We start from the raw sequence: 26,115 nt of genomic DNA, 5'->3' as shown, positions 1-26,115 counted from the left end.
CCTCGGGGTGTCTCCGTTCCCGGACGCGGGGAGCAATCGGCAGGGGCGCGAGGGCGCGTAGCGGACAAGGGGTTGTGACCCTAATTCGGCTCTATGAGGGGTTTGAAGCCGGATCGAGATGATCTGGGGTAGGTCGTCGCTATGCTCCCGAGCGGAGAACGCCGGCTCAGAAGGCGAAGAACCCCGTCATCAGGTGAGGCCATGACCAGTGCAGTCGCCCCCCGTTTCGTGACCGTTCAGGGCCGAGTGCTCCGGGAGGACGGCACGCCTGTGGCGGAGGCCGTGGTCCTGGTGTCGGCGAGACGGCTGCGTTCGACGGAGCCGTTGGGCGAGACGCGGACCGGCGACGGGGGTGCGTACCGGTTGGAGTGCCGGCTGCCGGACACCGCCGCGGAGCTGGTGATCGCCGCGACCCTGGACGGGCGGACGACGCGGACCGTACGGTCCTTCGCCGAGGCGGGAGAGACGGTCGACCTGCGGCTGCCCGGCAGCGGGCCGAACCGTTACGAGGCCCTGCTGAGCGCAGTCGGCGCGCACCTCGACGGCGTGGGCCTCGCGGAGGTCGACGAGGACCCGGAGGACGGGCACGAGCTTGCCTATCTCTCCCGCGCCACCGGCCACAGCGCGCAGGAGATCGCGCATGCCGCGCAAGCCGCGCGGCACGAGCGGAGCACCGGGCTTCCGGCCGAGCGGTACTTCGGGCTGTTCACCCGCGGACTGCCCGCCGACCTGGCCGCCCTCGCCCAGCGCAGCGTCTCGGAAGCCTCGGCCGCGCTGGCCGCCGCGGCTGAGGGAGGGATGATCTCCGCGGCGGACGGAGCAGCGGAGTTCATGACGGCCTTGCGGGTCCGGGAACTCCAGGCCGCCGAGGCCGCCGAGGGGGTCCACGCGGCCACGCCGGACGGCGCGGCACCCACGGCGCCGGGCGGGGCGAACGGCGTGGTGCCCTCCCCGCTCGCGCGGATCTTCGCCTTGGCGGTACCCGAACCGGAGGCCCGAGCCCGGCTGTACAGCGCCCACCTGGACCGCACCGGTACGCCCGCGAGCCTGGCCGGCGAACTCGACGGTCACGCCGAACGGCTGGACCTGGCTCTGGAGCTCGGGCGGCTCACCGGTGACAACCCGCCGCTGGTCAAGGCGCTTCTGGCGCGATTCGACACGGGGGAGTTCACCCATCGTCGGGACCTCGTCCGCCTGGACGGCCGTTGGGCCGATCTGGTCGCCGAGGCGGGCGGAGTCCCGGAGGCCGTGCCCGGGCCGGTGCGGGAGACCGGGCCGGTGCCGGAGACCGGCCCAGGCTCCGTGCAGCCCCCCGGCCCCACCTCCGTACGGCGCCCTCGCGACCACCGGATCGCCGAGACGGCGCAGAACGCGAGCGAGGGAGGCGGGGGCCAGGGGCGTGACGCCGTACAGGAGTACGCCGAAGGCATCCGCACCCGGGTGGCCACGGCGTATCCCACCGCCCACCTCGCCTTCCGGCTCGTCGCGCACCCGGAGCACGCCGAGGCCCCCGCCACCCGCTTCCTGGCCGCGAACCCCGACTTCGACCTCACGGCCACCCCCGTCGACGCCACCACGGTCCCGGACCCCGAGGAGCGTCGCGAACTGGCCGTGCTGCAACGGACGTTCAAGATCGCCCCCCGCTTCGAGGCGATGCAGGCCCTGCGGGACAGCGGCTTCCACTCGTCCTACGCCGTCGCGGGAATCGGAGCCTCGGACTTCGTCCGCAAGGTGTCGGGCGACGTCGACGAGGCCGAGGCCCGCGCCATCCACGCCCGGGCCACCCAGGTGCACGCCGAGGCGGTCAACCTCGTCGCAGATCTGCGGACCGCGGGCCAGTTCGACGTGCCCTGGCTCCCCGCGATCCAGCCGCAGACCGCGCAGATCCCCGACTGGGAGGACCTGTTCGGCTCGGCCGACTACGCGCCGGTCGAGGAGAGCCGCTCGGTGTACAGCCAGGCGGCGTACCTCGTGGACCTGCTGTACTACCTGCGCAGGCTCGGTGGAGGCGAGCAGACCGGGGAGTCCCGCTGCGGCCCGGTGGCCGAAGTGCTCCACGGCCGGCGGCGGGACCTGTGGGACGTCGAACTCAGCAAGGAGAACACCGAGTTCACCCTCCCGTACGTGGACCTCGTCAACGAGGTGCTCGAATCCGCCGTCTCCCCGGGGACGGCGGTCCCGGCCGCCGAACGCCAGAGCCGAGGCGGCCCGGACGAACTGCGCGTGCAGCCCCAGCACGTCAACACCGGTGCGTACGACACGCTGCGCACCGCCGTCCACCCGTGGCAGCTGCCCTTCGACCTCTGGGGCGAGCAGACCACCACCTACCTCGGCCACCTGGGAGTCACCCGCGAGGCCCTCGTCCTCGACCTCTGCTACGACACCACCCACCCCACCGACTTCGACCGGCTCCTGACGGCGGCCCGGCTCGGCCTCTCCAAGGTGTCGCAGCAGATCATCGCCGGTGAGACGCTCACCCCACCGCGTACCCTCGCGGAGTTCTACGGGCGGCCCGCCGCGACCACCGACGCGGCGCTGACGGACGCCATGACCCACGTCCGCGCGCTCCTGGACACCGCCGGACTGCGCTTCACGGAGCTCGCGGCCGTGCTGGAGACCCGCTTCGTCGACCCGGGCGGGGTGGTGCGGTTCGTCCCCGACGCCAGGTTCCCGAACGACACCGACAAGATGACCCTCTCCGGCCTCGACGCCTCCCTGCTGGAACGGCTCCACCGCTTCGTCCGCCTCCAGCACGCCCTGGGCGTGGAGCCGCGGGAGCTCGACCGCCTGATCCAGGGATCCAACAACGACGGCCGTCTCGACGCGCTCACCCTGCGGTCCGTCGCCGCCGTCCGCGCCATGAGCGACCGGCTGGACCTGCCGGTGGACCGGGTCCTCGGTTTCTGCCGGCCGCTGGACACCCACCGGTACCCCTCCGACGAGCAGCCGCCGCTGTACGACCGGCTGTTCCTGGACCCGGCGGTGGTCAGCCCGCAGCCCGGCGTCCCGAGCCCCTTCGAGCTGGACGCGGACCGCAGCGAGCTGAAGGTCGTCGGCAGCCTGGAGACCCCCGCCGTATCGGCCGCCCTGCTCGCCGCGCTCCAGGTCACCGACGCCGAGCTGGCCGAGCTGGTGACCGGGCCTGACACCCCCCTTCGTAGCAAGTCCCTCAACCTGGTCAACCTGACGGTCCTCAGCTGCGTGGTGACCCTGGCCCGAACCCTTTCGCTTCCCATCGTCGACCTGCTGAGGCTGGCGCCCCGCAGCGGCGCCAACCCCTGGTCCCACCTGGTCGCCTCGGCCTCCGTGTCCGTGTCCGCCGAGACGGAACCCGCGGCCGGCGACCGGATGCGGCCCCCGGGGACGGAGGCCGCGGCCGGACTGCCGCTGCTGCCCGCCGCCTCCGAGATGGGTGTTCTCGGGCGCTTCGTCGACCTCATGGAGACCTTCGCCGGAGCCGGCTTCCGCGCCGTCGACATCGAGGCCGTCCTCGACGCACGCAGGCCCCCGCTCGACGGGCCCGTCCCGGACGACGCCGCACTCGTCTCCGCGCTCTCCTCCCTGCGCACCGCTCTCCAGGCCGTCCAGCAGCAGACCCGGGGAACCGCCGACGACAGGGGGGAACTGACCCGCAGGAACCTGGCCCTCATGGGCTGGGACGCCACCCTGGTCCAGGAAGCGGTGGCCGCCCTGGCGGGCACAGCCGTGTACACGGCCCCTCTGGCCGCCCTGCCCGCCGGGGTGTCGCTGCCCGTCGACCTGCCGGTGCGCTTCGAGCCGGGACAGCCGGGAGAACCGGGACAGGGCGGGCGGCTGTCGTTCACCGGCCCGATGAACGACGTCCAGCACCGACTCCTGCTCGCCCTGGCCCCCACCGGCCCGGAGGGCACCGCATTCCGGACTGCCGTCGAGGCGCTGTACCAGGGGCCGCGCCGGTTCGTCACCGCCCGGATGAAGGCCCTGCGGATCCCCGTGTTCGCAGCCCCTCTCGCCGCCTTGCCCACCGGGTACGCCGTCCCCCCGGCACTGTCCGGGAAGGTCTTCCACGACGTGACCGCCCAGGCTCTGCGGTCGCGCGGCTACCTCGGCGAGGCCGAGGTGAGCCTGCTGAAGCAGGCGCCGGGGGCGGACGCCGTCCTCGTGGCCGCGGTCGACGGTCTCGTCACCGCCCAGGAAGCGGCTCCCGAGTCAGCCAACACCTTCCTCGTCGCGGCCGACGCCGGCGCCCTGTTCGACGCGCCCGACACCCTCCCCGCCGACCGCTTCCACCTCGTACTGGAGCGGCTGGCCCCGCATCTGCGCCGTACCCTCAGCAAGGACGCCGTCGTCCAGCAGATCGGCCGGGCGGCCGGACTCGACCCGGCTCTCGCCGACGCGCTCCTCGGCACGTGGCTGCCGGGCGCCGCAGGAAAGCCGGTGTTCGAGGAATTCCTCGACACGGCGTTCACCGGCAGCGATCCCGCGGTCGTGATCAGCCGGACCGGATTCGGTCCCCAGTTCACCGCACTCGAACTCGTCCACCGGGTCGCCCTCGTCCTGAAGACCCTCCGGTTCACCGCCGACGAGCTTCCCTTCGTCTTCCGGTACGCGGCCGTCGGCCAGTGGCTCGACCTCGGCTCGCTGCCCGCGGCCCCGCCCACCCCGCCCACACACGTACCCGTGCTGCGGCTGTCCGCGCTGATCGCCCTGGCCCGGCTCCGCGACGCCCTGCCCGGCGGAATCGCCACCCTGGCGGCGGTCTTCCGACTCGCCACCACCCCCGGAAGCTACGACAGCCAGATCATCCGGGAGCTGTGCCGCCTGACCGGCTGGGCCTTCCTCGACGTCAGCATGGTCGCCCGCAACTACCAGATCAACATCGCCGACCGCTTCGTCAGCCTCGCCAACCTCGACAGACTCCGGCGCGGCGTCGCGATGTACCGCCGACTCGGCGTCTCCGCCGAGCGCGCCAACCTGTGGCTGCGCGCCGAGTTCACCCCCGAGGCCGCCCAGGCCGCCTGGGGCGCCGCCCGGGCCCGGCACACCGCCACCGACTGGCTCGCGGTCGCCGGCCCCATGCAGGACGCCCTGCGCGAGCGCGGGCGCGCCGCCCTGGTGGCCTACCTCGTGGCGCATCCGGCCCTCGACGGCACCACCCCGCGGTGGCGGGACGCGAACGGGCTGCACGACCACTTCCTGCTCGACGTGGAGATGGGCGCCGGTCAGCAGACCACCCGCATCGCCCAGGCCGCGTACAGCATCCAGCTCTTCGTCCAGCGCTGCCTGCTGAACCTGGAACCGCAGGTCACCACCTCCGACTCCGACCTGTGGGAGCAGTGGGAGTGGATGAAGCGCTACCGGCTGTGGGAGGCCAACCAGAAGATCTTCCTGTACCCGGAGAACTACTTCGAGCCGGAGCTGCGGGCCGACAAGTCACCGTTCTTCGGTCAGCTGGAGACGGACCTGACGCAGAAGGACCTGAACGACGAGACGGCGCGGGGGGCGCTGCTGAACTACGTCGAGGAGCTGGCCGCCGTCGCCCGGCTCCAGCCCAGTGGTGTGTACGTCGACTTCGACCCGAACGGCGACCCCATCGACTTCAGCGGTGAGACGGTCTACCTGCTCGCCCGAACCGAGTCGGCACCCCGAACGCACTACTTCCGCACATGGGTGAACCGGCTCTACTGGACCCCGTGGCAGAAGGTCAACCTCGACATCGACGGCGAAGCCCTGTCGCTCGGGATGTGGGACAGGCAGCTGTACGCGTTCTGGCCGACCTTCATCCCCGCCGGCCAGCCCCAAGAGATCAAGACCTTGCCCGACGGCACCGAGAAGAACAAGTTCGTGCCCAGTCCCAGGTACTGGCAGATCCAGCTCAACTGGAGCGAGTTCCGGGGCGGGCAGTGGACGACGAAGCGGGTGTCGAGCGAGACGCTCAGCACCAATCCCGTCCTGCCGGAGGGGTGGGAGCCCGACACACGTCAGCTGCCCTTCTTCGATCCGGCGGAGAAGGAACCGTACATGTTCGTCCCAGGGTCGGACTTCTACAGCAGGGAACCGGTCGTCTGGTGCAATTACGGGCGCTTGTTCCATGTGTCCGACACGAGCAGGTTCGAGTCCTACCGCTCGACGATCTGGGGGAGGTTCAGGCTGAGCAGGCGCCGCGGCACCATGCTCGCCGAGCCGTTCGGCTTCTCCGCCGTCCGAGCCCGGGCCACCACGTACCCGCCGAACGACCCGGAAGGCCAGACGGCCTTCGAAGGGGACTATCAGTACCAGATCTTCACCCCGCCCCCCGGCCAGAAGATCCTCAACAACTGCTGGGTCGAGGACCAGTCCGGCGGGGAGTTCAACAGGAGGTTCTTCACGCGCGATGCCCCGGACGTTCTGATGAAGACTCCGCTTTCCCTGCCCTACCGCGTGGTCACGCCCCACCAGGACTACCCGGAGGTATGGCAGCGGAACGTCCTCTTCTTCACGGACAGCGAGCGCTCCTACCTGGTCAATCCGTGGTGGCGGGGCGGCGAGTACTACCGCTACGAGTTCACGCCCAACTACCACCCCTTCACCGAGGTCTTCAAAGCACAACTGAGCCTTTTCGGCGTCGAAGGCCTGTACGACCGCGACCTTCAGCTTCACCCCGCGCGATTCACGGCGACGGGCACCACCGAGAGCTTCGAGGATCGCTACTCACCCAGCCACTACCGGGTGATCGGGCCGGACTACCCACCCGAATCGGTCGATTTCGAGGCCGAGAAGCCCTACGCCGTCTACAACTGGGAGCTCTTCTTCCACGCCCCCCTGCTCATGGCCGGCCGCCTCTCCACCAACCAGCGCTTCTCCGAGGCCCAGCGGTGGTTCCACCGGATCTTCGACCCGACCGACCGGTCCACCGAGACGAGCCCCGCGCGCTACTGGCGTACCAAGCCCTTCTTCGAGACCTCCACCGCCCCCGATGCCCCGGACAGCTACCAGAACCAGCGCATCGAGGAGATCCTGCGGCGCCTCGCCGAAGGCAACACGAAGGAGGCCGCCAAGGTGGACGCCTGGCTGCGGCAGCCCTTCCAGCCGGACATCGTGGCGCGGCTGCGGACCACCGCGTACCAGAAGGCCGTGGTGATGAAGTACCTGGACAACCTCATCGCCTGGGGGGACCAGTTGTTCCGTGAGGACACCCTGGAGTCGATCAACGAGGCCACCCAGCTGTACGTCCTGGCCGCCGAACTCCTCGGCCGACGGCCGGAGGAGGTGACGCGGCAGGAGCCCGCGCCCGTGCTCAGCTTCCGGGAGCTGAACGAACAGCCTCCCGCGCCGGCGGTCGCCGCCACGGAGAATCTGATCCCCGCCCCGCGTCACGCGCCGCAGTCCATCGCGCCCGGAGTCAACGTGCGCTGGCTCGACTACTTCGGCATCCCGCGCAACGAGAAGCTCCTCGGGTACTGGGACACCGTCGACGACCGGCTGAACAAGATCCGCCATGGGCAGAACATCGAAGGGGTCACCCGGCAGACGTCCTTGTTCGGGGCGGAGATCGACCCTGGCCTGCTCGCCCGAGCGGCATCGTCCGGCCTCGACCTGTCGACCGTTCTGTCGGACATGAACGCCCCCGTACCGCACTACCGGTTCGCCACCATGCTCGCCAAGGCGAAGGAGTTCGCCCAGCAGGTGCAGAGCTTCGGCGGGGCGCTGCTCGCGGCGCTGGAGAAGCGCGACGCGGAGGAGCTGGCGCGGCTGCGGTCCACCCACGAGTACACCGCCCTCGACGCGGCGCTCGACGTCCGCAAGAAGCAGCTGGAGGAGGCCAGGCGAGCCATCACGGCGCTGGAGGCGTCGCAGGCCATCGCCAAGGACAAGGAGCTCTACTACGCCGGCAAGGCCAAGAACCGGATGAACGCCAAGGAGAAGACGGCCGCCGACCTGAGCGCGCAGTCCGTCGAGCTCCAGAAGGTCTCCGCCACCATCAACACCCTGGCGAGCTATCTGTCGCTGATCCCGGAACTGAAGATCGGCGCCCCCACCTCGGTGGGCGTCACCTTCGGCGGCAACAACCTCTCCGACGCGATGATCGGCATGGCCCACGGCATCATCGGCTACCTGAGCGCCGACGCCTCACAGGCCCAGCAGTCCGCCACGGTCGGCGGATACGACCACCGCCTGGAGGAGTGGAAGTTCCAGAAGAAGCAGGCCGACAAGGAGGCCAAGCAGTTCGCCGCCCAGATCAAGGTCGCCGACGCCCACCGGATCGCCGCGCAGAAGGAGGTGGACAGCCACGTACGCCTGATGACCAACTCCCGTGACGCCGACGTGCTGCTGCGCGGCAAGTACACCAACCAGGAGCTGTACGACTGGATGGTCGGCCAGCTCGGCACCAGCTACTTCCAGGCGTACCAGCTCGCCTACGACGTGGCCAAGCGCGCCGAGCGGGCCCTGCGCCACGAACTGGGCACCGACGAGACCGACTTCGTCTCCTTCGGCCACTGGGACAGCCTGCACAAGGGGCTCCTCGCGGGCGAGCGTCTGCTCACCGACCTGCACCGGATGGACGCGGCCTACTACGAGGCCAACGCCCGCGAACTGGAGCTGACCAAGCGGATCTCGCTCGCCCAGCTGGACCCCGGGGCGCTGCAGAGCCTGAAGGAGACCGGCAGGGCGTACGTCTCGCTCCCCGAGGCGCTGTTCGATCTGGACACGCCGGGCCACTACATGCGCCGCCTGAAGCAGGTCAGCTTCACCGTGCCCTGCGTCGTGGGGCCGTACACGGGGGTGAACCTCACCGCCACCCTGCTCAAGAGCAGTGTGCGGCTCGAATCCAGGCTGAACGGCGGCAAGCACGGCCGCCAGCCCGGAGACATCCGCTTCCGGGACCACATCGGCCCCGTGCAGTCGGTGGTGACCAGCACCGGACAGGACGACGCCGGACTCTTCGACGGCACGCTGCGCGACGAGAGGTTCCTGCCGTTCGAAGGCGCGGGAGCCATCGGGGAGTGGCAGCTGTCGCTGCCGGACTCCTTCCGCCAGTTCGACTACGCGACGATCAGCGACGTCGTCATGCAGCTGCGCTACACCGCGAGGGACGGCGGGGCCACCCTGGCCGCGGCGGCCGTCGCGGAGCTGCACAAGGCGCTCGGATCGTGGCTGCACACGGCAGGCGGCACGGGCCTGTACCGGCACTTCAGCGCACGCCGGGAGTTCCCCGACCAGTGGAGCCGCTTCCTCGCCACCCCCGCCGGCACCCCGGCCACGCTCTCCTTCACCCTCTCCAGGAGGCACTTCCCGTACCTCTTCCACGACCGGACCACCGCACTCAAGCGGCCCGAGCTGATCCTGATCCTCTCCACGGACCTCGCGCCCGGCGGCTCCAGGCGCTTCCGGGACTGCTACCCGGGGGGTGGACGACTGACCGTCGGGCTGAGCGGGCCGGGCGGCGCGCACGGCGACCTCACACTGGCACCGGATCCGGCCCTGGCCGGGCAGCCGCGGGCCGGCGCGGACGGCGTGCACGGGACGGTGACCGAGACCGACCAGGAGTGGCGGGTCACCGTACCCGTCGCCGGGATCGCGGCGCTCGCCCCCGAACTCCTCCACGAAGGCCGCCTCAATCCGGACGCCTTCGCGGATCTGCTGCTCGTGTGGCAGTACGCGGTGGAGCCCGCCACGGATCCGGCGGGCACCCCGTGAGCGCGGAGCCGCACGGGCGGGCGGGGCGCTTCACGGAGCCGGGCCGGTGGGCCCGGCGCTTCGCGGCCGCTCCCACGGACACCGCGCGGCGGGCGGCGCCGGGCCGCTGGTCGCCGGCGGGGGAGATGCCGTTCGCCGGCTTCTGGGCGCAACCGGCGGACGCCGCCGTCCAGCTGACCGACGGGCGGGTGCTCCTCGCGGGCGGAGAGGACGGGCGCCGGGTTCCCACCGACGTGACCGCGCTCTTCGATCCGGCCACGGGGACCTGGTCCCCCTCCGGGGCCTTGTCGACCGGCCGCCGACTGCACAGCACCACTCCGCTGGCCGACGGCCGGGTCCTGGTGGCCGGCGGGATCGGCGAGCCGCCGGGACCGGTCCCCGCCACCGGCCTCGGTTCGTGCGAGGTGTACGACCCGGCCACCGGCGCCTGGGCCGCCACGGGGCCGCTGCGCGAGCCGCGCTTCTCCCACTCCGCGACGCTCCTGCCCGACGGCCGGGTCCTGGTCGCCGGCGGCGCCGCCGTCCGCTCGGCGGACTCCCACCGCACGCTGCGGTCGGCCGAGGCGTACGACCCGGGCACCGGCACCTGGACCTCGGTCCGGCCGATGACCGACGCCCGCTTCGGACACCCCGCCGTCCGCTTCGACGACGGCCGGATCCTGATGGTCGGCGGGATCCTCGCCGTGGGCCGCGGCAGCCACGCCGCCCTCTCCCACTGCGAGCTGTACGACCCGACGGCAGACCGCTGGACCCCCACCGCCGGCCTCGCCACCGTCCGCAAGAGCCACCAGGCGACCCTGCTCCCGGGAAACGCGGTCCTGGTCACCGGCGGCGACATGCAGGGGTTCAAGGACGACGACTGGACCTACGACCCCTACAGCCAGTGGACCACCGAACGGTACGACCCCGCGTCGGACCGCTGGACCGCCGACGGGCAGCTGCCCTGGGGCCGCAGCCACCACCGGGCCGTCCGACTCGGCTCCGGCGACGTTCTCGTCATCGGTGGCACGGACGACGCCTCGATGGCCGTCGGCTACCCGAACGCCACGCTCTACGACGCCGCGACCCGTACGTGGTCCGCGGAGTTCTCCATGCTGCGGGGCCGCTGGGCCCCCGCCGCGATCGGCCTCGCCGACGGCCGGGTGCTCGTCATGGGAGGCCTGGACGAGTCGGGCCCGGCGGCCCCGCTGCCCGGTGAGGACCAGGTCACCGCCACCGCGGAGATCTACGCGCCGTAACGGGCCGTAGAGGAGGGAAGGACACCGATGCGTACCCTGCTCGCCGACGGCGGCGAACACCCCGGCCAGGCAGGCCCCCCGTCCGTCGCCCGAAGGCAGCCGTCGGGCCTGGAGACGCCGTGGGGCCGAGGGACGCCGTCGGGCCGCGAGGCGCCTTCCGGCCGGTGGGCGCCGGCCGGAGAACCGCCCCTCCGGCTCGTGATGATGCACGGCCAGCAGGACGGACCGGTACGACTGCCGGACGGGCGCGTGCTGTTCGCCGGCGGCGCCGGGCCCCACCTGCGCACCCTGGACGCCACCGCCCTCTTCCACCCGGCCGACACCCGCTGGACCGGCACGGCCCCGCTCCGCCGGGCCCGGCGCATGCACACCCTCACCCCGCTCGCCGACGGCCGGGTCCTCGCGGCCGGAGGCATCACCGGACCGCAGGCCTATCCGCCGCCGGCGCTGGCCACCGCCGAGATCTACGACCCCGCCCACGAGACCTGGACCCCCACCGGTGAACTCCACGAAGCCCGCCACAGCCACACGGCGGTCCGTCTGCCCGACGGGCGGGTCCTCGTCGCGGGCGGCCAGCGGCCCCGGGACACCCGCGCCCAGCGAACCCTCGCCTCCGCCGAGCTCTACGACCCGGACACCGGCGCCTGGACCCCCACCCGGGAGATGGGAGACGCCCGCTGGCACCACCAGGCCGTCCTGCTGACCGACGGACGGGTCCTCGTCGCGGGCGGCCTCACCGACATCGGCCGCAGCCGGTCCCGGACCCTCGGCCTGTGCGAGCTGTACGACCCGACGGCCGGGACCTGGACCCCCACCGGCGCGCTCCGCGACGCCCGCTGTGCCCACCAGGCCCTGGTCCTCCTCGACGGCACGGTGCTGACGGTGGGGGGCTTCGGGCCCAGCGCCGCGGGCGACGACGGACGCTACGACCCGTACGGTCTGGCCGGCGTGGAGCGCTACGACCCCGCGGCCGAGGTGTGGAGCCCGGAGCCGTCACTGCCGTGGGGCCGCGGTCACCACCGCGCCGTGCTCCTCGGCACGGGCGAGGTGCTCGTCTGCGGCGGCGCCGACCACGCCTGCCAGGACGTCGGCTACGCCGGCGCACTGCGCTACGACCCGGGCATGCGGAGCTGGTCCGTGGCCGGGCCGATGGACACCGGCCGCTGGGCCTTCGGCGCGGTCCTCCTCGACGACGGCCGGGTCCTCGCGGCCGGGGGAGTGGCGCGCATGGGTGCCGCGGCCCCGGCGCTCGGCGCCGACGTCCCCGCGGCCACGGCGGAGGTGTTCACCCCGTGACGGACGACCGACGCAACCCGGGCCGCTGGTCGGCCGCCGGGCCACTCCCCTGGGAACGCATCCTCTCCGGGGCGGCGAGCGGCGCCGTACGGCTGGCCGACGGGCGCGTCCTGATCGCCGGTGGGGCGGACGCGGCGCTCACCGCCCAGGACGGAACCGCGCTCTTCGACCCTCGCGACGGCGCCTGGTCGCAGGGACGGCCGCTGGCCACCGCACGGCGGATGCACTCCACCACCCTGCTGGCCGACGGCCGGGTCCTGGTGACCGGCGGCTTCACCGGTCCCGACGCCTTTCCGGTCCGGCCGCTGGCCACCGCCGAGATCTACGATCCGGCCTCCGGCGACTGGAGCCCGGCCGGTGAACTCCACGAGGCGCGCTGCGGACACTCGGCGACCCTGCTGCCGGACGGCCGGGTGCTGGTGGCCGGCGGCACGGTCCGGCGCTCGGCCGGCTCGGAGCGGACGTTGTACTCGGCGGAGCTGTTCGACCCGCTGGCCCCGGGGTGGACGAAGGCCGGGGGCATGACCGACGCCCGGTCCTACCACCCCGCGGCGGCGCTGCCGGACGGCCGCGTCCTGGTCGCCGGAGGCTGGGTGGCCACCCGTCGCGACTGGCGCGGCGGATCGGCGCTGGCGTACGGCGAGTGCTACGACCCGGCGACGGACGCGTGGACGCCCACCGGCAGCCTGTCCGCTCCGCGCAGCGGTCACGAGCTGACCGTACTCGCCGACGGGTCCGTCCTGGCCACGGGAGGAGGCGAGGACGACGGCGGGGCCGACGGCCGGCTCGATCCGTACAGCCGGGCGACGGCGGAGCGCTGGTACCCGGCGACGGGCGGTCGGTGGACCCGGGAGAGCGACATGCCGTGCGGCCGGACCCAGCACCGAGCCGTACGGCTGCGGACGGGGGAGGTCCTGGTGATGGGCGGAGGCAACCACCTCCTGGGCGACGCGGGATACCGCAGCTCCGCGCGGTACGACCCGGAGACGCGGCACTGGACGGCGGTGCCCGGAATGACGGTCGGCCGCACCGACTTCGCGGCTGTCGTCCTGTCCGACGGAAGGGTCCTGGTGGCCGGCGGCACGGTCCGCTCCGGACCCGCCACGCCCACGGGCGCACCGCATCTGCTGACCTCGACGAGTGAACTGTGCGTCCTGTGACGGGGCACGGCGCCGTTCGGGCGATGCGGCGGACGATCAACGGACCGGGCCATTCCGGTCGTGTTACCAAGAGGGCCGTGAACAGGCGGCTTCGAGTCGGAGGCGACCGGGCGTGGTGACTGGCGAACGAGAAGGATCCGGTTCCGGAGCGCGGCAGTTCGTCGTCGCCGCACCGCAGGTGACACTCCCGAAGGGCGGCGGAGCGATCCGCGGCATCGGGGAGACGTTCACCGCCCACCCCGCGACCGGCACAGGATCGGTCTCCGTGCCCGTCGCCACGAGCCCGGGCCGCTCGGGATTCGGCCCGAGCCTCGCCCTGACCTACGACTCCGGAGCGGGCAACGGCCCCTTCGGCTTCGGCTGGAGCCTGTCGGTTCCGTCGGTCACGCGCAAGACGGACAAGGGACTGCCGCGCTACCTGGACGCCGTCGACTCCGACGTGTTCGTGCTGTCCGGCGAGGAGGACCTCGTCCCCGTCCACCGGCAGGACCACACCGGCGACTGGGTCGCGACCCACCCCGGCCACACACGGGACCCCGAGGGCGCCTGGGTGCGCGATCCCGCCGGTGGACTCGTCGTCCACGAGGACGAGATCGACGGCCACCGGGTCCGCCGCTACCGGCCGCGCGTCGAGGGGGCCTGCGCCCGGATCGAGCGCTGGACGGCCGTCGCCGCACCGGGGGGACCTCCTGCCGCACCGGGGGAGTCCCCCGGTGCGCCCGGGGGAGTGCCTGCCGGGCCCGGGGGAGCTCCCGCCGCCTCCCGCGGAACCCCGGTCGGTGACGTGCACTGGCGCTCGGTGTCGAAGGACAACGTCCTCACCGTGTACGGGCTCGACCCGGAGCACCGCATCGCCGACCCGGGCGACCCGGGCCGCGTCTTCAGCTGGCTGATCTCCGAGACCCGTGACGACAAGGGGGACGTCGTCCTCTACCGCTACAAGGCGGAGGACGGCACCGGCGTCGACCTCGGCACGCCTCAGGAGCGCAACAGGGGAGCCCGCGACGATCTCCGCAGGACCGCCAACCGCTATCTGAAGCGCGTCCTCTACGGCAACCGAAGGCCCGCCCTGGACGAGACCGGTGGGCGTCCCCACTTCCTGGACGCCCGGGTCCTCGCGGGTGGCTGGATGTTCGAGGCCGTACTCGACTACGGCGATCACGACACGGACGCACCCGGGTCCCGGGACGACGAGGCCGTCGACGCCACCGGTGCCCCGCGCCACCCGTGGCCGTTCCGCCCCGACGCCTTCTCGTCGTACCGGTCCGGCTTCGAGGTGCGGACCGGCCGGCTCTGCCGCCGGGTGCTGATGTTCCATCACTTCCCCGGTACGGAGGCGACCGGAGTCGGCGTCGACTGCCTCGTACGGTCGACCGAACTCGCCCACGGCGGCGAGGCCGATCCGGCGGCGGCCGACGGGCCCGTGTACGCGTTCCTGCGCGCCGTGACGCAGCACGGCCACCGCCGCGACGGCACCGGGTACGTCCGCCGGAGCATGCCGCCGGTGGAGTTCACGTACTCCGAGCCGACGGTGCGGGACACGGTCGAGACCGTCGACCCCCGGTCCATGGAGAACCTCCCCGTCGGCATGGACGGGGCCACCTACCGCTGGACCGACCTGCACGGCGAGGGCATCCCCGGCGCACTCGTCGAGCAGTCGGGCGCCTGGTTCTACAAGCGCAACATCAGCCCGCTGCCGGAGACCGCCCCGGGATTCGGCACGGGCTCCCGCATCGCCTCCGGGGACGGCACAGCCGCCCGCGTCCGGTTCGCGCCGGTCGAACACGTCGGCACGATGCCCGCACTCCCGCCCGGCAGCGGCGCCGAGTTCGTGGACCTCGCCGGGGACGGACTCGTGGACGTCGTCGTCACGAACGGCGCCGCCCCCGGTCTGTACGAGCACGACGAGGCCGAGGGCTGGCAGCCCTTCAGGCCGTTCGCCTCGCTCCCGAGCGTGCCGCTGGACGCCCCGAACGCCCGGATCGCCGACCTGGACGGAGACGGCCACGCCGACGTCCTGGTCACCGAGGACTCCTCCCTCGTCTGGTACCGCTCGCTCGCGGAGGAGGGGTTCGAGGCCGCACGGCAGATCGCCGTCGCCGCCGACGAGGAGCGGGGCCCCCGAGCCGTCTTCTCCGACGGCACGCACGCCCTCCATCTCGCCGACCTCTCCGGCGACGGGCTCCCCGACCTCGTCCGCGTCCGCAACGGCGAGGTCTGCTACTGGCCCAACCTCGGCCACGGGCGCTTCGGCGCGAAGGTGACGATGGAGAACGCGCCGTGGTTCGACCACCCGGACGCGTTCGACCAGCAGCGCGTCCGGCTGGCCGACATCGACGGCTCCGGCACCACCGACCTCCTCTACCTCCACCGCGACGGCGTGCGGCTCTACTTCAACCAGTCGGGAAACGCCTGGAGTCCGCCCCGCGTCCTGCACGCCTTCCCGCGGATCGACAGCGCCACGAGCGTCGCCACAGCCGACCTCCTGGGCGACGGGACGACCTGCCTCGTCCGGTCCTCACCGCTCGCCTCGGACGCCGGCCGGCCCATGCGGTTCGTCAACCTCATGGGAGGCACCAAGCCCCATCTGCTGGTGGGCGTGACGAACAACCTCGGCGCGGAGACCCGGCTGAGCTACGCGCCGTCGACGAAGTTCTACCTCCAGGACAAGCACGAAGGCCGGCCGTGGATCGCCCAGCTGGCCTTCCCCGTCCACGTGGTCGAACGCGTGGAGACGTACGACCACGTGAGCCGCAACCGCTTCACCACGCGCTACCGCTACCACCACGGCCGGTACGACGGCGTGGAGCGCGAGTTCTGCGGATTCGGCATGGTCGAGCAGTGGGACACCGAGGAGCTGGAAGCAGTCGGCGGCCCGGGCACGGGCGGCGACGCGAGCAACGCCGCCCCGGCGTCGTACGTGCCGCCGGCGCACACCAGGTCGTGGTTCCACACCGGCGACCGACTGGGCCGGGAACGCGTCTCCCGGCACCACGAGCAGGAGTACCACCGCGAGCCGGGGCTGACGCCGGCCGCAGCCCGGGAACTCCTGCTGGACGACACTCCGCTGCCCCCCGGCCTGGCCGACGAGGAGGAACGGCAGGCGTGCCACGCGCTGAAGGGATCGCTGCTGCGGCGTGAGGTCTACTCCGACGACGCCGGACCGGAGTCGACACCGGCCGAGCGGGCGCGGGCCCGCACCCCGTACACGGTCACCGAGCAGAACTTCACCGTGCGGCGCCTCCAGGGGCGCGGTGCACACGAGTACGCCGTGTTCGACGTCCGGCCGCGCGAGACGCTCACCCACCACTACGAGCGGGATGTCGCGGACCCGCGCACCCAGCACACGATCACCCTCGAAGTCGATCCGTACGGCACCGTCCTCAAGGAAGCCGCCATCGGCTACGGCCGCTCCACCCACCTGGTGACGGTGGATCCGGCCGGCGGCGAGCACCGCGTCCCGAACCCCGCCCTGGACGCCCTCCACCCGGCGGACCGGGAGCGGCAGACCACGTCCCTTCTCACGTACACGGAGCGCCGCGTCACCCAGGCGATCGACACGGCAGATGCGTGGCGCCACCCCGTGACGTGCGAGACACGCACCTTCGAACTGACCGGATACGCCCCCACAGGGCCGCGCGGCCGTTTCCTCTCCGAGGATCTCGTGGAGCGCGACCCCGACATCCCCGGGCGGCTGCGCCACCGGTACGCGCGGGAGGTGGCGTACGAGGAGCCGCCCGCCCCCGAGCCCTGCCGCCGACCGATCGAGCACGTCCGCGCCCACTACCGGAGCGACGACCTCTCGCGGATCCTCCCGCTGGGACAGCTGGAGCCCCGCGCCACCACCGGCGAGACGTACACGCTCGCCCTCACCCCCGGCCTCCTCGCCGAGGTCTTCCGTCGGCCCCGCCCCGACGGCTCCATGGAGAACCTGCTGCCGGACCCGGTGGAGGTCCTCGCCGGGACGGCGGGCGACCGGGGCGGCTACCTGTCAGGCCGGACCCTCAAGGCGGACGGACGCTTCCCCGCCACCGACCCCGACGACCACTGGTGGCTGCCGTCCGGCCGGTCGTACTTCTCCGCCGGCTCGGAGGACCCGCCGGCCACCGAGCTGGCGCAGGCCCGGCAGCACCACTTCGTCGTCCGGCGCCATCGCGACCCCTTCGGCCAGGACACCGTGGTCGACCTCGACGGCGACGACCTGCTGACCGTCGAGGTACGCGACCCGCTCGGCAACCGCACCACGGTGGAGGCCCACGACTACCGGGTCCTCCAGCCACGCCTCGTCGCCGACGCCAACCGCAACCGGACCGAGGTGGCCTTCGACGCCCTGGGCATGGTCACCGGTACCGCCGTCATGGGGAAGGCCGCGCCCGCCCCCGCCGAAGGCGACACCCTGGACGGATTCCCCACCGACCCCGCCCCGGCGCGCGTCGACGCCCTCCTGACGGCCGCCGATCCCGATGCGGCAGCGGCGGACCTGCTCGCCGGCGCCACCAGCCGCGTCGTGTACGACCTCGACCGGTTCCGCCGACTGCGCCGCCCCGCCGTGGTGGTGACCCTGACCCGCGAGACCCACCACCACGACCCCCTCCCGCCGCACGGCCTCAGGATCCGGACCGGGTACGGATACTCGGACGGCTTCGGCCGCGAGATCCAGCGCAAGACGCGGGCCGAACCCGGACCCCTGACCGAGGGCGGCCCGATCATCACCCCCCGCTGGGTCTGCAGCGGCTGGGTCGTCCACAACAACAAGGGCAAGCCGGTCCGCCAGTACGAGCCGTTCTTCAGCGCTTCACCCGAATTCGAGTTCGGCGTGACGGTCGGCGTCAGCCCCGTGCTCTTCCACGATCCTGTCGGACGTGTCGTCGCCACGCTGCACCCCCACCACACGTACGAGAAGGTCGTCTTCGGCCCCTGGGAAAGCACCGCCTACGACGCCAACGACACCTGCGCGCCCCGGGGTGCCCAGACGGGCGACCCGCGCACCGACCCCGACGTCCGCGGCCTGCTCGCGCGCCACTTCGCGGCTTTGCGCCCCGCGGGACCCTCCCCGGTCGGTGGGTCCCCCTCCGCCACGCCCCTCTCCCTGACGCCTCCCTCCGTCGGATCCCCCGGCTGGGAGACCTGGCACGCCCAGCGGATCGGCGGCGCGCTCGGACCGCACGAGCAGACCGCGGCCCTCCGCGCCGCCGCGCACGCGGACACCCCCACCACCACCCACCTCGACGCGCTGGGCAGGCCCTTCCTGACGGTCGAACGCAACCGCGTCGTCTGCCCCGGCCACGACCTCGACGGCACCGAGGACACCGTCGTCACCCGCACGGAGCTCGACATCGAGGGCAACCAGCGCCGGGTGCGCGACGCCGTGACCCAGGCCGGTGATCCGCTGGGGCGTGTCGTCGTCCGGTACGCCCACGACATGCTCGGCAACCGGATCCACCAGCACAGCATGGAGGCCGGGGCCCGCTGGACCCTGCCGGACGCCCTCGGCAACCCGATCCGTGAATGGGACAGCAGGGGTCACACCTTCGCCGGCACCCACGACGCCCTGCGCCGTCGCGTCGCCAGAACGGTGCGCGGCACCGTCACCGACGGGGACGCCGCCTCCGACCCGCGCACCGTGGACCGCGAGGTGTGGATCGAACGGATCGAGTACGGCGAGCCCGCCCCGGACGCGCCACCCGCCGACGAGGAGCGCGCACAGCGGCTCAACCTGCGCACCCGCGTCCTGCGGCACTTCGACGGCGCCGGTGCCGCCGTCAACGCGCGGCTCGACGCGACCGGCACACCGCTGGAGGCGTACGACTTCAAGGGCAACGCGCTCCACCACACCCGTACGCTGACCGCCGACCACCAGGCCGTACCCGACTGGTCGGCGGTCCCGCGGATGGCGGAGGAGTCCTTCGAGAACAGCGTCCGCTACGACGCGCTGAACCGGACCGTCCAGGCGACTCTGCCGCACAGCGACCGCACCCCCGACCGGCTCCATGTCGTCCAGCCGGTCTTCAACGAGGCCGGCCTGCTCGACCGCGTCGACGTCTGGCTGGAACACCCCACGGAACCCCCCGGACTGCTGGACCCGGGCAGCGAGCCGCCCTCCCCGGTCGGCATCGCCGACATCGACTACGACGCCCACGGCAGGCGCACCCGTGTCGCCCACAAGAACGGCGCCACCACCCGCTACCGCCACGACCCGCTGACCTTCCGGCTAGTCCACCTCGTCACGGGCCGGGGCCCGTCGTTCGCCGAGGACTGCGACAACCCGGACAACCCCCCACCACCCGGGGGGAGCTGCGGGCTGCAGAACCTGCACTACACCTACGACCCGTCCGGAAACGTCACCCACGTCCACGACGACGCCCAGCAGACCGTGTTCTTCCGCAATCAGCGCGTGGAGCCGAGCAACGACTACGTCCACGACGCGCTCTACCGTCTGATCCAGGCCACCGGCCGCGAACACCTCGGCCAGCAGGCCGACGGGGCCCGCAGAGCCCCCACCGCGCCCGACGCGTCCAACGCCTTCCACACCCGACTCGACCACCCCAACACGCAACAGACGATGGGGACATACGTCGAGCGTCACGTCCACGACCTCGTCGGCAACATCCTGCGGGTGCAGCACCGCGGCAGCGACCCCGCCCACGCGGGCTGGACACGCGGCTACACGTACGCCGAGACCAGCCTCCTGGAGGACGGCACGGCGGGATCCCCCGCGAAGACCGGCAACCGGCTCAGCAGTACGACGCTGAACCCCGGCGGTGCCCACCCGCCGCTCGTCGAGCCGTACGCCCACGACCGGCACGGCAACATGACCCGCATGCCGCACCTGGGCGGCGGCGACCCCGGCCCCAACCTGCACTGGGATCACACGGACCGGCTGCGACGGACGGACCTCGGCGGAGGCGGGACCGTCTTCTGCGTGTACGACGCCGAGGGCCGACGGGTGCGCAAGGTGTGGGAGAAGGCACCGGGCCTGATCGAGGAACGGATCTACCTCGGGGACTTCGAGCTCTTCCGGCGGCACCGCGGACCGATCGGTACGGACACCGCGGTGTTCGAACGGGAGACCGTGCACACCGGGGCGGACGCGGGGGCGGGCTCCGGCGCCGGCGAGGAACGCTTCGTCCTCACCGAGCTGCGCACCCGGGACACCCAAGGCTCCGACCCGGCACCGTCCCGGCTGATCCGGTACCAGGCGGGGAACCACCTCGGCTCCGCCAGCCTCGAACTGGACGAGCGGGCGCAGATCATCTCGTACGAGGAGTACGCGCCCTACGGCAGCACGACCTACCAGGCGGTGCGAAGCCGTACGGAGACGCCCAAGCGCCACCGCTACACGGGCATGGAGCGGGACGAGGAGACGGGACTCGCCCAGCACGGAGCCCGCCACTACGCCTGCTGGCTCGGCAGATGGACCGGAGCCGATCCCTCCGGACTCGTCGACGGACCGAACCTGTACCGGTACGCGCGGGGCAACCCGGTCACCCTGACCGACCGGGACGGACACGAACCGGCCGAGGCACTCACGGCCGAGATGCTGGCACAGGCGGCGTCGGCGCTCGAACGGGCGGCCGCACGGTGGGGGAGCGGGGCTCTGCTGAGCGGGGGGACGGGCGCGGCAGCCTCACCGGCCGCCGCGCCCGCCCACCTGGCCTCCGGCGGGGTGCTCGCGGCCGCACAAGCGGTCGCGGGCCTGGCGATGGCGCTCGCGGTGCGCATGCACATGCAACGCTCGGGGGCGATCGCGCGGTACGGCAATCCCCTCGGCGTGCCGACGCAAGGGGCGGCGTTCCCCGCTCTGACCCTGGCCCAGCAACTGGTGCACTCGCCCTTCCCCATCCCGCAACCGGCCCCGCAGCGCAAACAGGGGGAGCCGAGGCTGGGACGCGTGTACGTGACGTACACGAAGACGAACACGAAGACCGGGCGCGTCTACTCGGGCCGCACCAGCGCGGTCATCGATCTCAACCGTCCCTGGTACCCCCAGGCGGAGGCGGCGATGAAGCAGCGTGACCGGAACCATCACGTGGACGAGCGCGATGAGCCGGACGACCCGGAGTTCACTCCCGCGCAGCTCGACAAGTACGCGGTCGGATACGCGGTGAACTACTGGGAGCGCTACCGGGACACGGCCTACCTCGCCATCCGGGGAAGGGAGCAGCAGCTCATGGACCACGCCGGTGCGGAGCGCGCGGCCCAGCTCGGGATCACGGGCTTCAGCGGCGGAGCCTGGACGGACACCGACCCGGGGCCCCGGCTGACGGAGAACAAGGAGCGAGGCGTCCGCAAGGACAGCGCCGTGGGCGAGATCTTCCACTTCGTCGCGGACGTGGAATTCGGCGAACTGGCACCGTTCACGGGGACGCCGATCGACCAGTTGGGCCGGGACGCGGTGAGGCAGCGATGACACATCCGGGAACCTACCTACGGGTCCCGCTGCCCGACGGTTCGTACGGTTACGGCAGGGTGCTCTCCGACGCGTACACGGGGTTCTACGACTACCGGACCACACAGCCGTCCGCCGACCTGGACGACATCGACACCAGACCGCTCCTCTTCGCGCAGGCGGTCCGGTTGCGGGACGGCGACCGGTGGGAACCGATCGGGAGCCGCCCGCTGGAAGGGGAAGCAGCCCGCCCCGTCGTCCGGTTCACGCAGGACCGCGCCGACTTCCGCAAGTGCACGACCTACGACTCGGAGGGGGCGGTGCGACCGGCCACCCCCGAGGAGTGCGTCGGCCTGGAACGCGCCGCGGTCTGGGACGCGCACCACATCGAGCGGCGTCTCCTGGACACGTTCCTGGGCCTCCCCAACCAGGACGAGGTGGAGGCCCGGGTGCGGCTGTCCTAGCCGAGGCGTGTGCCCCGCCCCGTACGCCGGCCGGAGAGGTCGGCGTACGGGACGGGGCCGTTCGCGGGACGCGGTCGCGCCGCGGGGCTACGGCTTCTGCTGTGCGTGCAGGGCGGTCACCTCCTCGGAGCTGAGGGCCTTGTCGAAGGCGCGGACCTGGTCGACCGAGCCCTTCCAGAAGTCGACGTTCCCGCCGCTCCACCTGGCCCGGCCCACGGTCAGCGGCCCGGTGCTGACGTCCGCCGGTCCGGGGGTGGCCGTCGCCACGAGGGCACCGTCGACGTACAGCCTGATCTCGTTCTTCGCGGCGTCACGGACGCCGACCAGGTGGTACCAGCGGCCCGTCTCGGGGGTGGTGACGTAGCGGGCGCGGTTGCCGCCGGGTGTGCTGAAGGCGAAGGCGCCCTGCCCGTACTGCAGGTAGAAGGGGTTCTCCTGGCGCCGGCCGTCCTGGCTGACCACGGTCGCGTAGTTGCCGGGCAGGGAGTCGAGCGTCGCCCAGGCCGACACCGAGTAGCCGGCGGTGGTGTCGACCACGGGGCCCTCGGTCTCCGCGTACTGGCCCTGGCCGTCGAACTTCAGGGCGCTGCCGCTCACGCCGGGGGCCCAGGTGGTGCCCTCGGAGAGCTTCAGGTCCTCGGCGTTCGGGCCCGCGTCCCGTGCCGTGGTCCCGGTGCCCTCGTCGAGGGCCCAGGATCCGCCGCCCTTGAGCCGATCGCGCTCGCCCGCCGCGGCGCCGGCCGCGATGACCTTCCGGTTGATCTCACGGACGCGCACCGGGTCGACCTTGATCTCCCTGCGGTCGTACGTGTACAGGCCGTTGAGCTCGTTCTCCAGGTCGGAGATCTGGGTGTAGATGGAGCCGGAGAGCTCGGCGCCGGCGGCCTCCAGGTAGTACTTCTCCGTGTTCTCGACGTACTTGCGGGTGAGTGCCTCCTTGTCGGCGACGCCGCTGTAGATCACGGTCGGGGCACCGGGCCACATGTGGCCGGGGGCGCGGAGGGTGAAGCCGCCGTGTTCGCCGTCCATGGCCGCGCGCTCGGCGTCGGGGAAGGCGGGGTCGGTGTTGTTGTAGTCGTGATGGTCGATGATGTCGCCCTTGCCCGAATCCCCCTTGGAGTTGCAGCAGTTGACGCCGCTGTGGGCGTTGACGACACGGGACGGGTCAGCGGCCTTGACGGACTCGGCGATACGTCCGGTCTCCTCGCGGTTCCACTCGCCCCAGCCCTCGTTGAAGACGATCCAGCCGATGACGGAGGGGGAATTGTGGTGCTGGCGCATCATCTCGCGACCCTGGTCGACGAAGGCCTTGTGGCCCGTCTCGTCGGTGAGGTCGCCCGAGACGAAGTCCTGCCAGACCAGCAGGCCGAGCCGGTCCGCGTGGTAGAACCAGCGCGGCGATTCCACCTTGATGTGCTTGCGCACGGCGTTGAAGCCGAGCTTCTTGTGCGCTTCGAGGTCGAAGGCGAGGGCCTTGTCGCTGGGCTGGGTGTAGAGGCCGTCGGGCCAGAATCCCTGGTCGAGGGTGGCGAGGGAGTAGACGGGCTTGCCGTTGAGCACCAGCTTCTGGAAGCCGCCGACCTTCTCGATCGCGATCTTCCGCATGCCGAAGTAGCTCTCGACGGTGTCGGTCGACCGTCCCTGGATCAGCTTCACGTCGAGGTCGTAGAGGTACGGGTCGTCCGGGCTCCAGAGCCGCTGGTTCGCCACGGGCAGGCGGAGCTGCGCGTTGGCCGGCCCGCTGACCCGGCCGACGACCTTGCCGCGGGCGTCCCGGGCGACGGCTTCGACGCGAGCGCCGGACGTGGCGTCGTCGGACGCGACGGTCACGGCAAGGCTGCCGGTGTCGATGTCGGGGGTGGTGACGACCTCGTCGATGGAGACGGGGGCGACCGGTTCCATCCAGACGGTCTGCCAGATCCCCGACGACTGGGTGTAGAAGATGCCGCCCGGGTTGGTGGACTGCTTGCCGGTGGGCTGGTTCCGGCCACCGGTGTCGGTGACCGCGACGACGACCTCCTGCGGTCCGGTTCCCCTGATCGCGTCGGTGACGTCGGCGCTGAAGGCGTTGTAGCCGCCGGTGTGCTCGCCGACCTGCCGGCCGTTGACCCAGACGCGGGCCTGGTAGTCGACGGCACCGAAGTTGAGCTTCAGACGGTTGTCCTTGCCGCCGGTGCCGACCTTCCAGTCCTTCGGCACGTTCACGAGCCTGCGGTAGAACATGTGGTCCTCGTGCCGTTCGACGCCGGAGAGCTGCGACTCGACCGGGAACGGCACGATGATCTTCTCGTCGAGGTCCTTGCCGAAGGCCGGCTGCTCGCCGGCGTCGGCGCCGGCGAACTGCCAGGGACCGTTGAGGTTCTTCCACTTGCCGCGGACCTGCTGCGGGCGCGGGTACTCGGGCAGCGGGTTCCTCACGTCCAGCCGGTCGCCCCACTCGGTGGTGAGCTGGTGGGTGGAGGTGTTCGTCGCGGAGCGGAGGATCCGCGGAACGGTCTCCCCGCCGTTCTTCAGGCCGCCCTTCCCGTCGTAGTCGACCCTGACCTGCTGGTTCTTCTGGATCGGTTCGGAGAGGGTGACGAGGACGGAGTCGCGGTCGTCCGGAGCGACCGTGACCGAGCGGACCGGCATGGGCGTGGTGTCGGCCTCGACCGTGAGGTGGTCCTTCACGGCGGCGAGATCCGTGACCTGGTCGTCGAACCTCGCACGCAGTCGGCGGCCGCTCCCGTCCACGGTCAGCTCGACCGGATATACCTCGAAGTCGGCGGGCGGGGTGAACGCCGACTCCGGTACGAGCTGCCTGGCCATCGTCGGAGTCGACCAGCGCAGGAACATGTTGGCGCCGCCGACGTCCTGGAACATCTCCAGGCGGAAGTCGTGCTTCTCACCGGCGGTGAGCCGGATCGAGGCGCTGGTCTGTTCCCTGTCCCAGTCGGGGATCCAGTGGTCGATGACCGGCTTCCCGTCGATGAAGAGACGGAAGCCGTTGTCGCCGATGCCGTAGAACGTGTAGTCGCCGGTGGCGGGCGCCTCGATCCGGCCCGTCCAGCGGGCCGTGGTGTGCTCGGTCCGCCCGGTGAGGTTCTGGAAGGTGCCCGTCAGCCCGGAGAAGTCGACCCGCGGGTCGAGGGACGTGCCGCCGAGCGTGGCGAAGTCCCGCGCGCCCGGCGCGGACATGCTGAAGTACTCGCCCTTCAGGCCGTGAACCTCGATGGCGGCGTTCTCGGTGGCGGCGTTCTCGACTTCGGCGTTCTCGGCCGGGGCGGCGCTCGTGCCGCGGTGCTGTTCCGCGGCCGACGCGGTGGGGAGCAGGGCGCTCGTGGGCAGCACCAGGGCCGCCGCTGTCAGGAGGGCCCACATTCTGGTGCGGGGGCGGGGGTGTCGTCGTGTCATCGAATCTTTCCTCGGGGCAGAGGGGAGTCGGAGCCGGACCGGGGGAGGGCATGACGGCTGAACCGCCGTGCGGAGTCGCGGGTTGGCGGGGTGAGGTGGGGGCGTGGTGACGAGGCGGTGCGGGTGACGTCTCGGCGGCGGAATGGGCCCGTACGGCCGGCGCACGGTCGCTCGGGCGGCGTCGGGCCGACGGCGGCCGAGCCCGACACGGTGCGGGCACGGACTGGCCGGCGCTTGCGGCCGGCCGTCATTCCAACGTTGGAAATCGGCGTGCAGCGGAATGACAGCACGCCATCCGGCGCCTGTCCAGACCCCTCGCAACCTTCTGCCGGCCGTGCCTCACCACACAGGTGGCGCAGTGCGGTTGCTGCGTGAGAGCGCGTTCAGGAAACGTCGTGCCGGACTCTTGCCGTGTGCTCCACGGCGCAGTTATAACGTTGTAAAGCCGCAGACGCCGCCCAGCCACCCGAAGGGCGTCGAGGCCGAGTTTCCGCAGTTCAGGCTCATATCGGCCAGGT

7 protein-coding genes are annotated in these 26,115 nt (G+C 72.1%); 6 read left to right on the top strand and 1 reads right to left on the bottom strand.

Annotated features, from left to right (window positions below; all coding sequences use genetic code 11):
* The first annotated feature begins 201 nt into the window (after positions 1–201).
* The 6 genes from E0F75_RS31820 to E0F75_RS31795 all read left to right on the top strand — a co-directional run bounded on the left by E0F75_RS31820 (position 202) and on the right by E0F75_RS31795 (position 22,204).
* A complete protein-coding gene (locus E0F75_RS31820) occupies positions 202–9,657 on the top strand; it encodes a neuraminidase-like domain-containing protein (RefSeq protein ID WP_229314423.1) in 9,456 nt (3,151 codons plus the stop codon).
* Positions 9,654–10,895, top strand: coding sequence for a kelch repeat-containing protein (locus E0F75_RS31815; protein ID WP_229314422.1), 1,242 nt, complete (start codon positions 9,654–9,656; stop codon positions 10,893–10,895). Before E0F75_RS31820 ends, E0F75_RS31815 begins: the two co-directional genes overlap by 4 nt.
* A 27-nt stretch (positions 10,896–10,922) precedes the next feature.
* Positions 10,923–12,191, top strand: coding sequence for a kelch repeat-containing protein (locus E0F75_RS31810; RefSeq protein WP_229314421.1), 1,269 nt, complete (start codon positions 10,923–10,925; stop codon positions 12,189–12,191).
* The gene (locus tag E0F75_RS31805; protein WP_229314420.1) at positions 12,188–13,351 is read left to right on the top strand and encodes a kelch repeat-containing protein; all 1,164 of its coding nucleotides are present in this window, start codon (positions 12,188–12,190) and stop codon (positions 13,349–13,351) included. The genes E0F75_RS31810 and E0F75_RS31805 overlap by 4 nt, the downstream gene beginning before the upstream one ends.
* A gap of 112 nt (positions 13,352–13,463) precedes the next feature.
* Positions 13,464–21,761 (top strand): SpvB/TcaC N-terminal domain-containing protein, encoded by an 8,298-nt coding sequence (locus E0F75_RS31800; RefSeq protein ID WP_229314419.1) that lies wholly within the window; start codon positions 13,464–13,466, stop codon positions 21,759–21,761.
* Positions 21,758–22,204, top strand: coding sequence for an immunity 26/phosphotriesterase HocA family protein (locus tag E0F75_RS31795; protein WP_229314418.1), 447 nt, complete (start codon positions 21,758–21,760; stop codon positions 22,202–22,204). Before E0F75_RS31800 ends, E0F75_RS31795 begins: the two co-directional genes overlap by 4 nt.
* A gap of 87 nt (positions 22,205–22,291) precedes the next feature.
* Here E0F75_RS31795 and E0F75_RS31790 read toward each other — a convergent pair whose 3' ends face one another.
* Complete coding sequence (locus tag E0F75_RS31790; protein ID WP_229314417.1) at positions 22,292–25,597, bottom strand: LamG-like jellyroll fold domain-containing protein; 3,306 nt, start codon at positions 25,595–25,597, stop codon at positions 22,292–22,294.
* Between the last annotated feature and the right edge of the window lie 518 nt (positions 25,598–26,115).

The organism is Streptomyces sp. CB02980 (assembly GCF_014451325.2).
Lineage (GTDB): Bacteria > Actinomycetota > Actinomycetes > Streptomycetales > Streptomycetaceae > Streptomyces.
Note: the sequence above shows the minus strand (reverse complement) of the source record. Positions and strands in the feature narration are given on the sequence as shown.

What these genes read in the sequence shown, in the direction of transcription:
- E0F75_RS31820 (WP_229314423.1), top strand. Translation starts at nt 202, where the DNA reads ATGACCAGTGCAGTCGCCCCCCGTTTCGTGACCGTTCAGGGCCGAGTG.
- E0F75_RS31810 (WP_229314421.1), top strand. Translation starts at nt 10,923, where the DNA reads ATGCGTACCCTGCTCGCCGACGGCGGCGAACACCCCGGCCAGGCAGGC.
- E0F75_RS31795 (WP_229314418.1), top strand. Translation starts at nt 21,758, where the DNA reads ATGACACATCCGGGAACCTACCTACGGGTCCCGCTGCCCGACGGTTCG.
- E0F75_RS31790 (WP_229314417.1), bottom strand. Translation starts at nt 25,597, where the DNA reads ATGACACGACGACACCCCCGCCCCCGCACCAGAATGTGGGCCCTCCTG.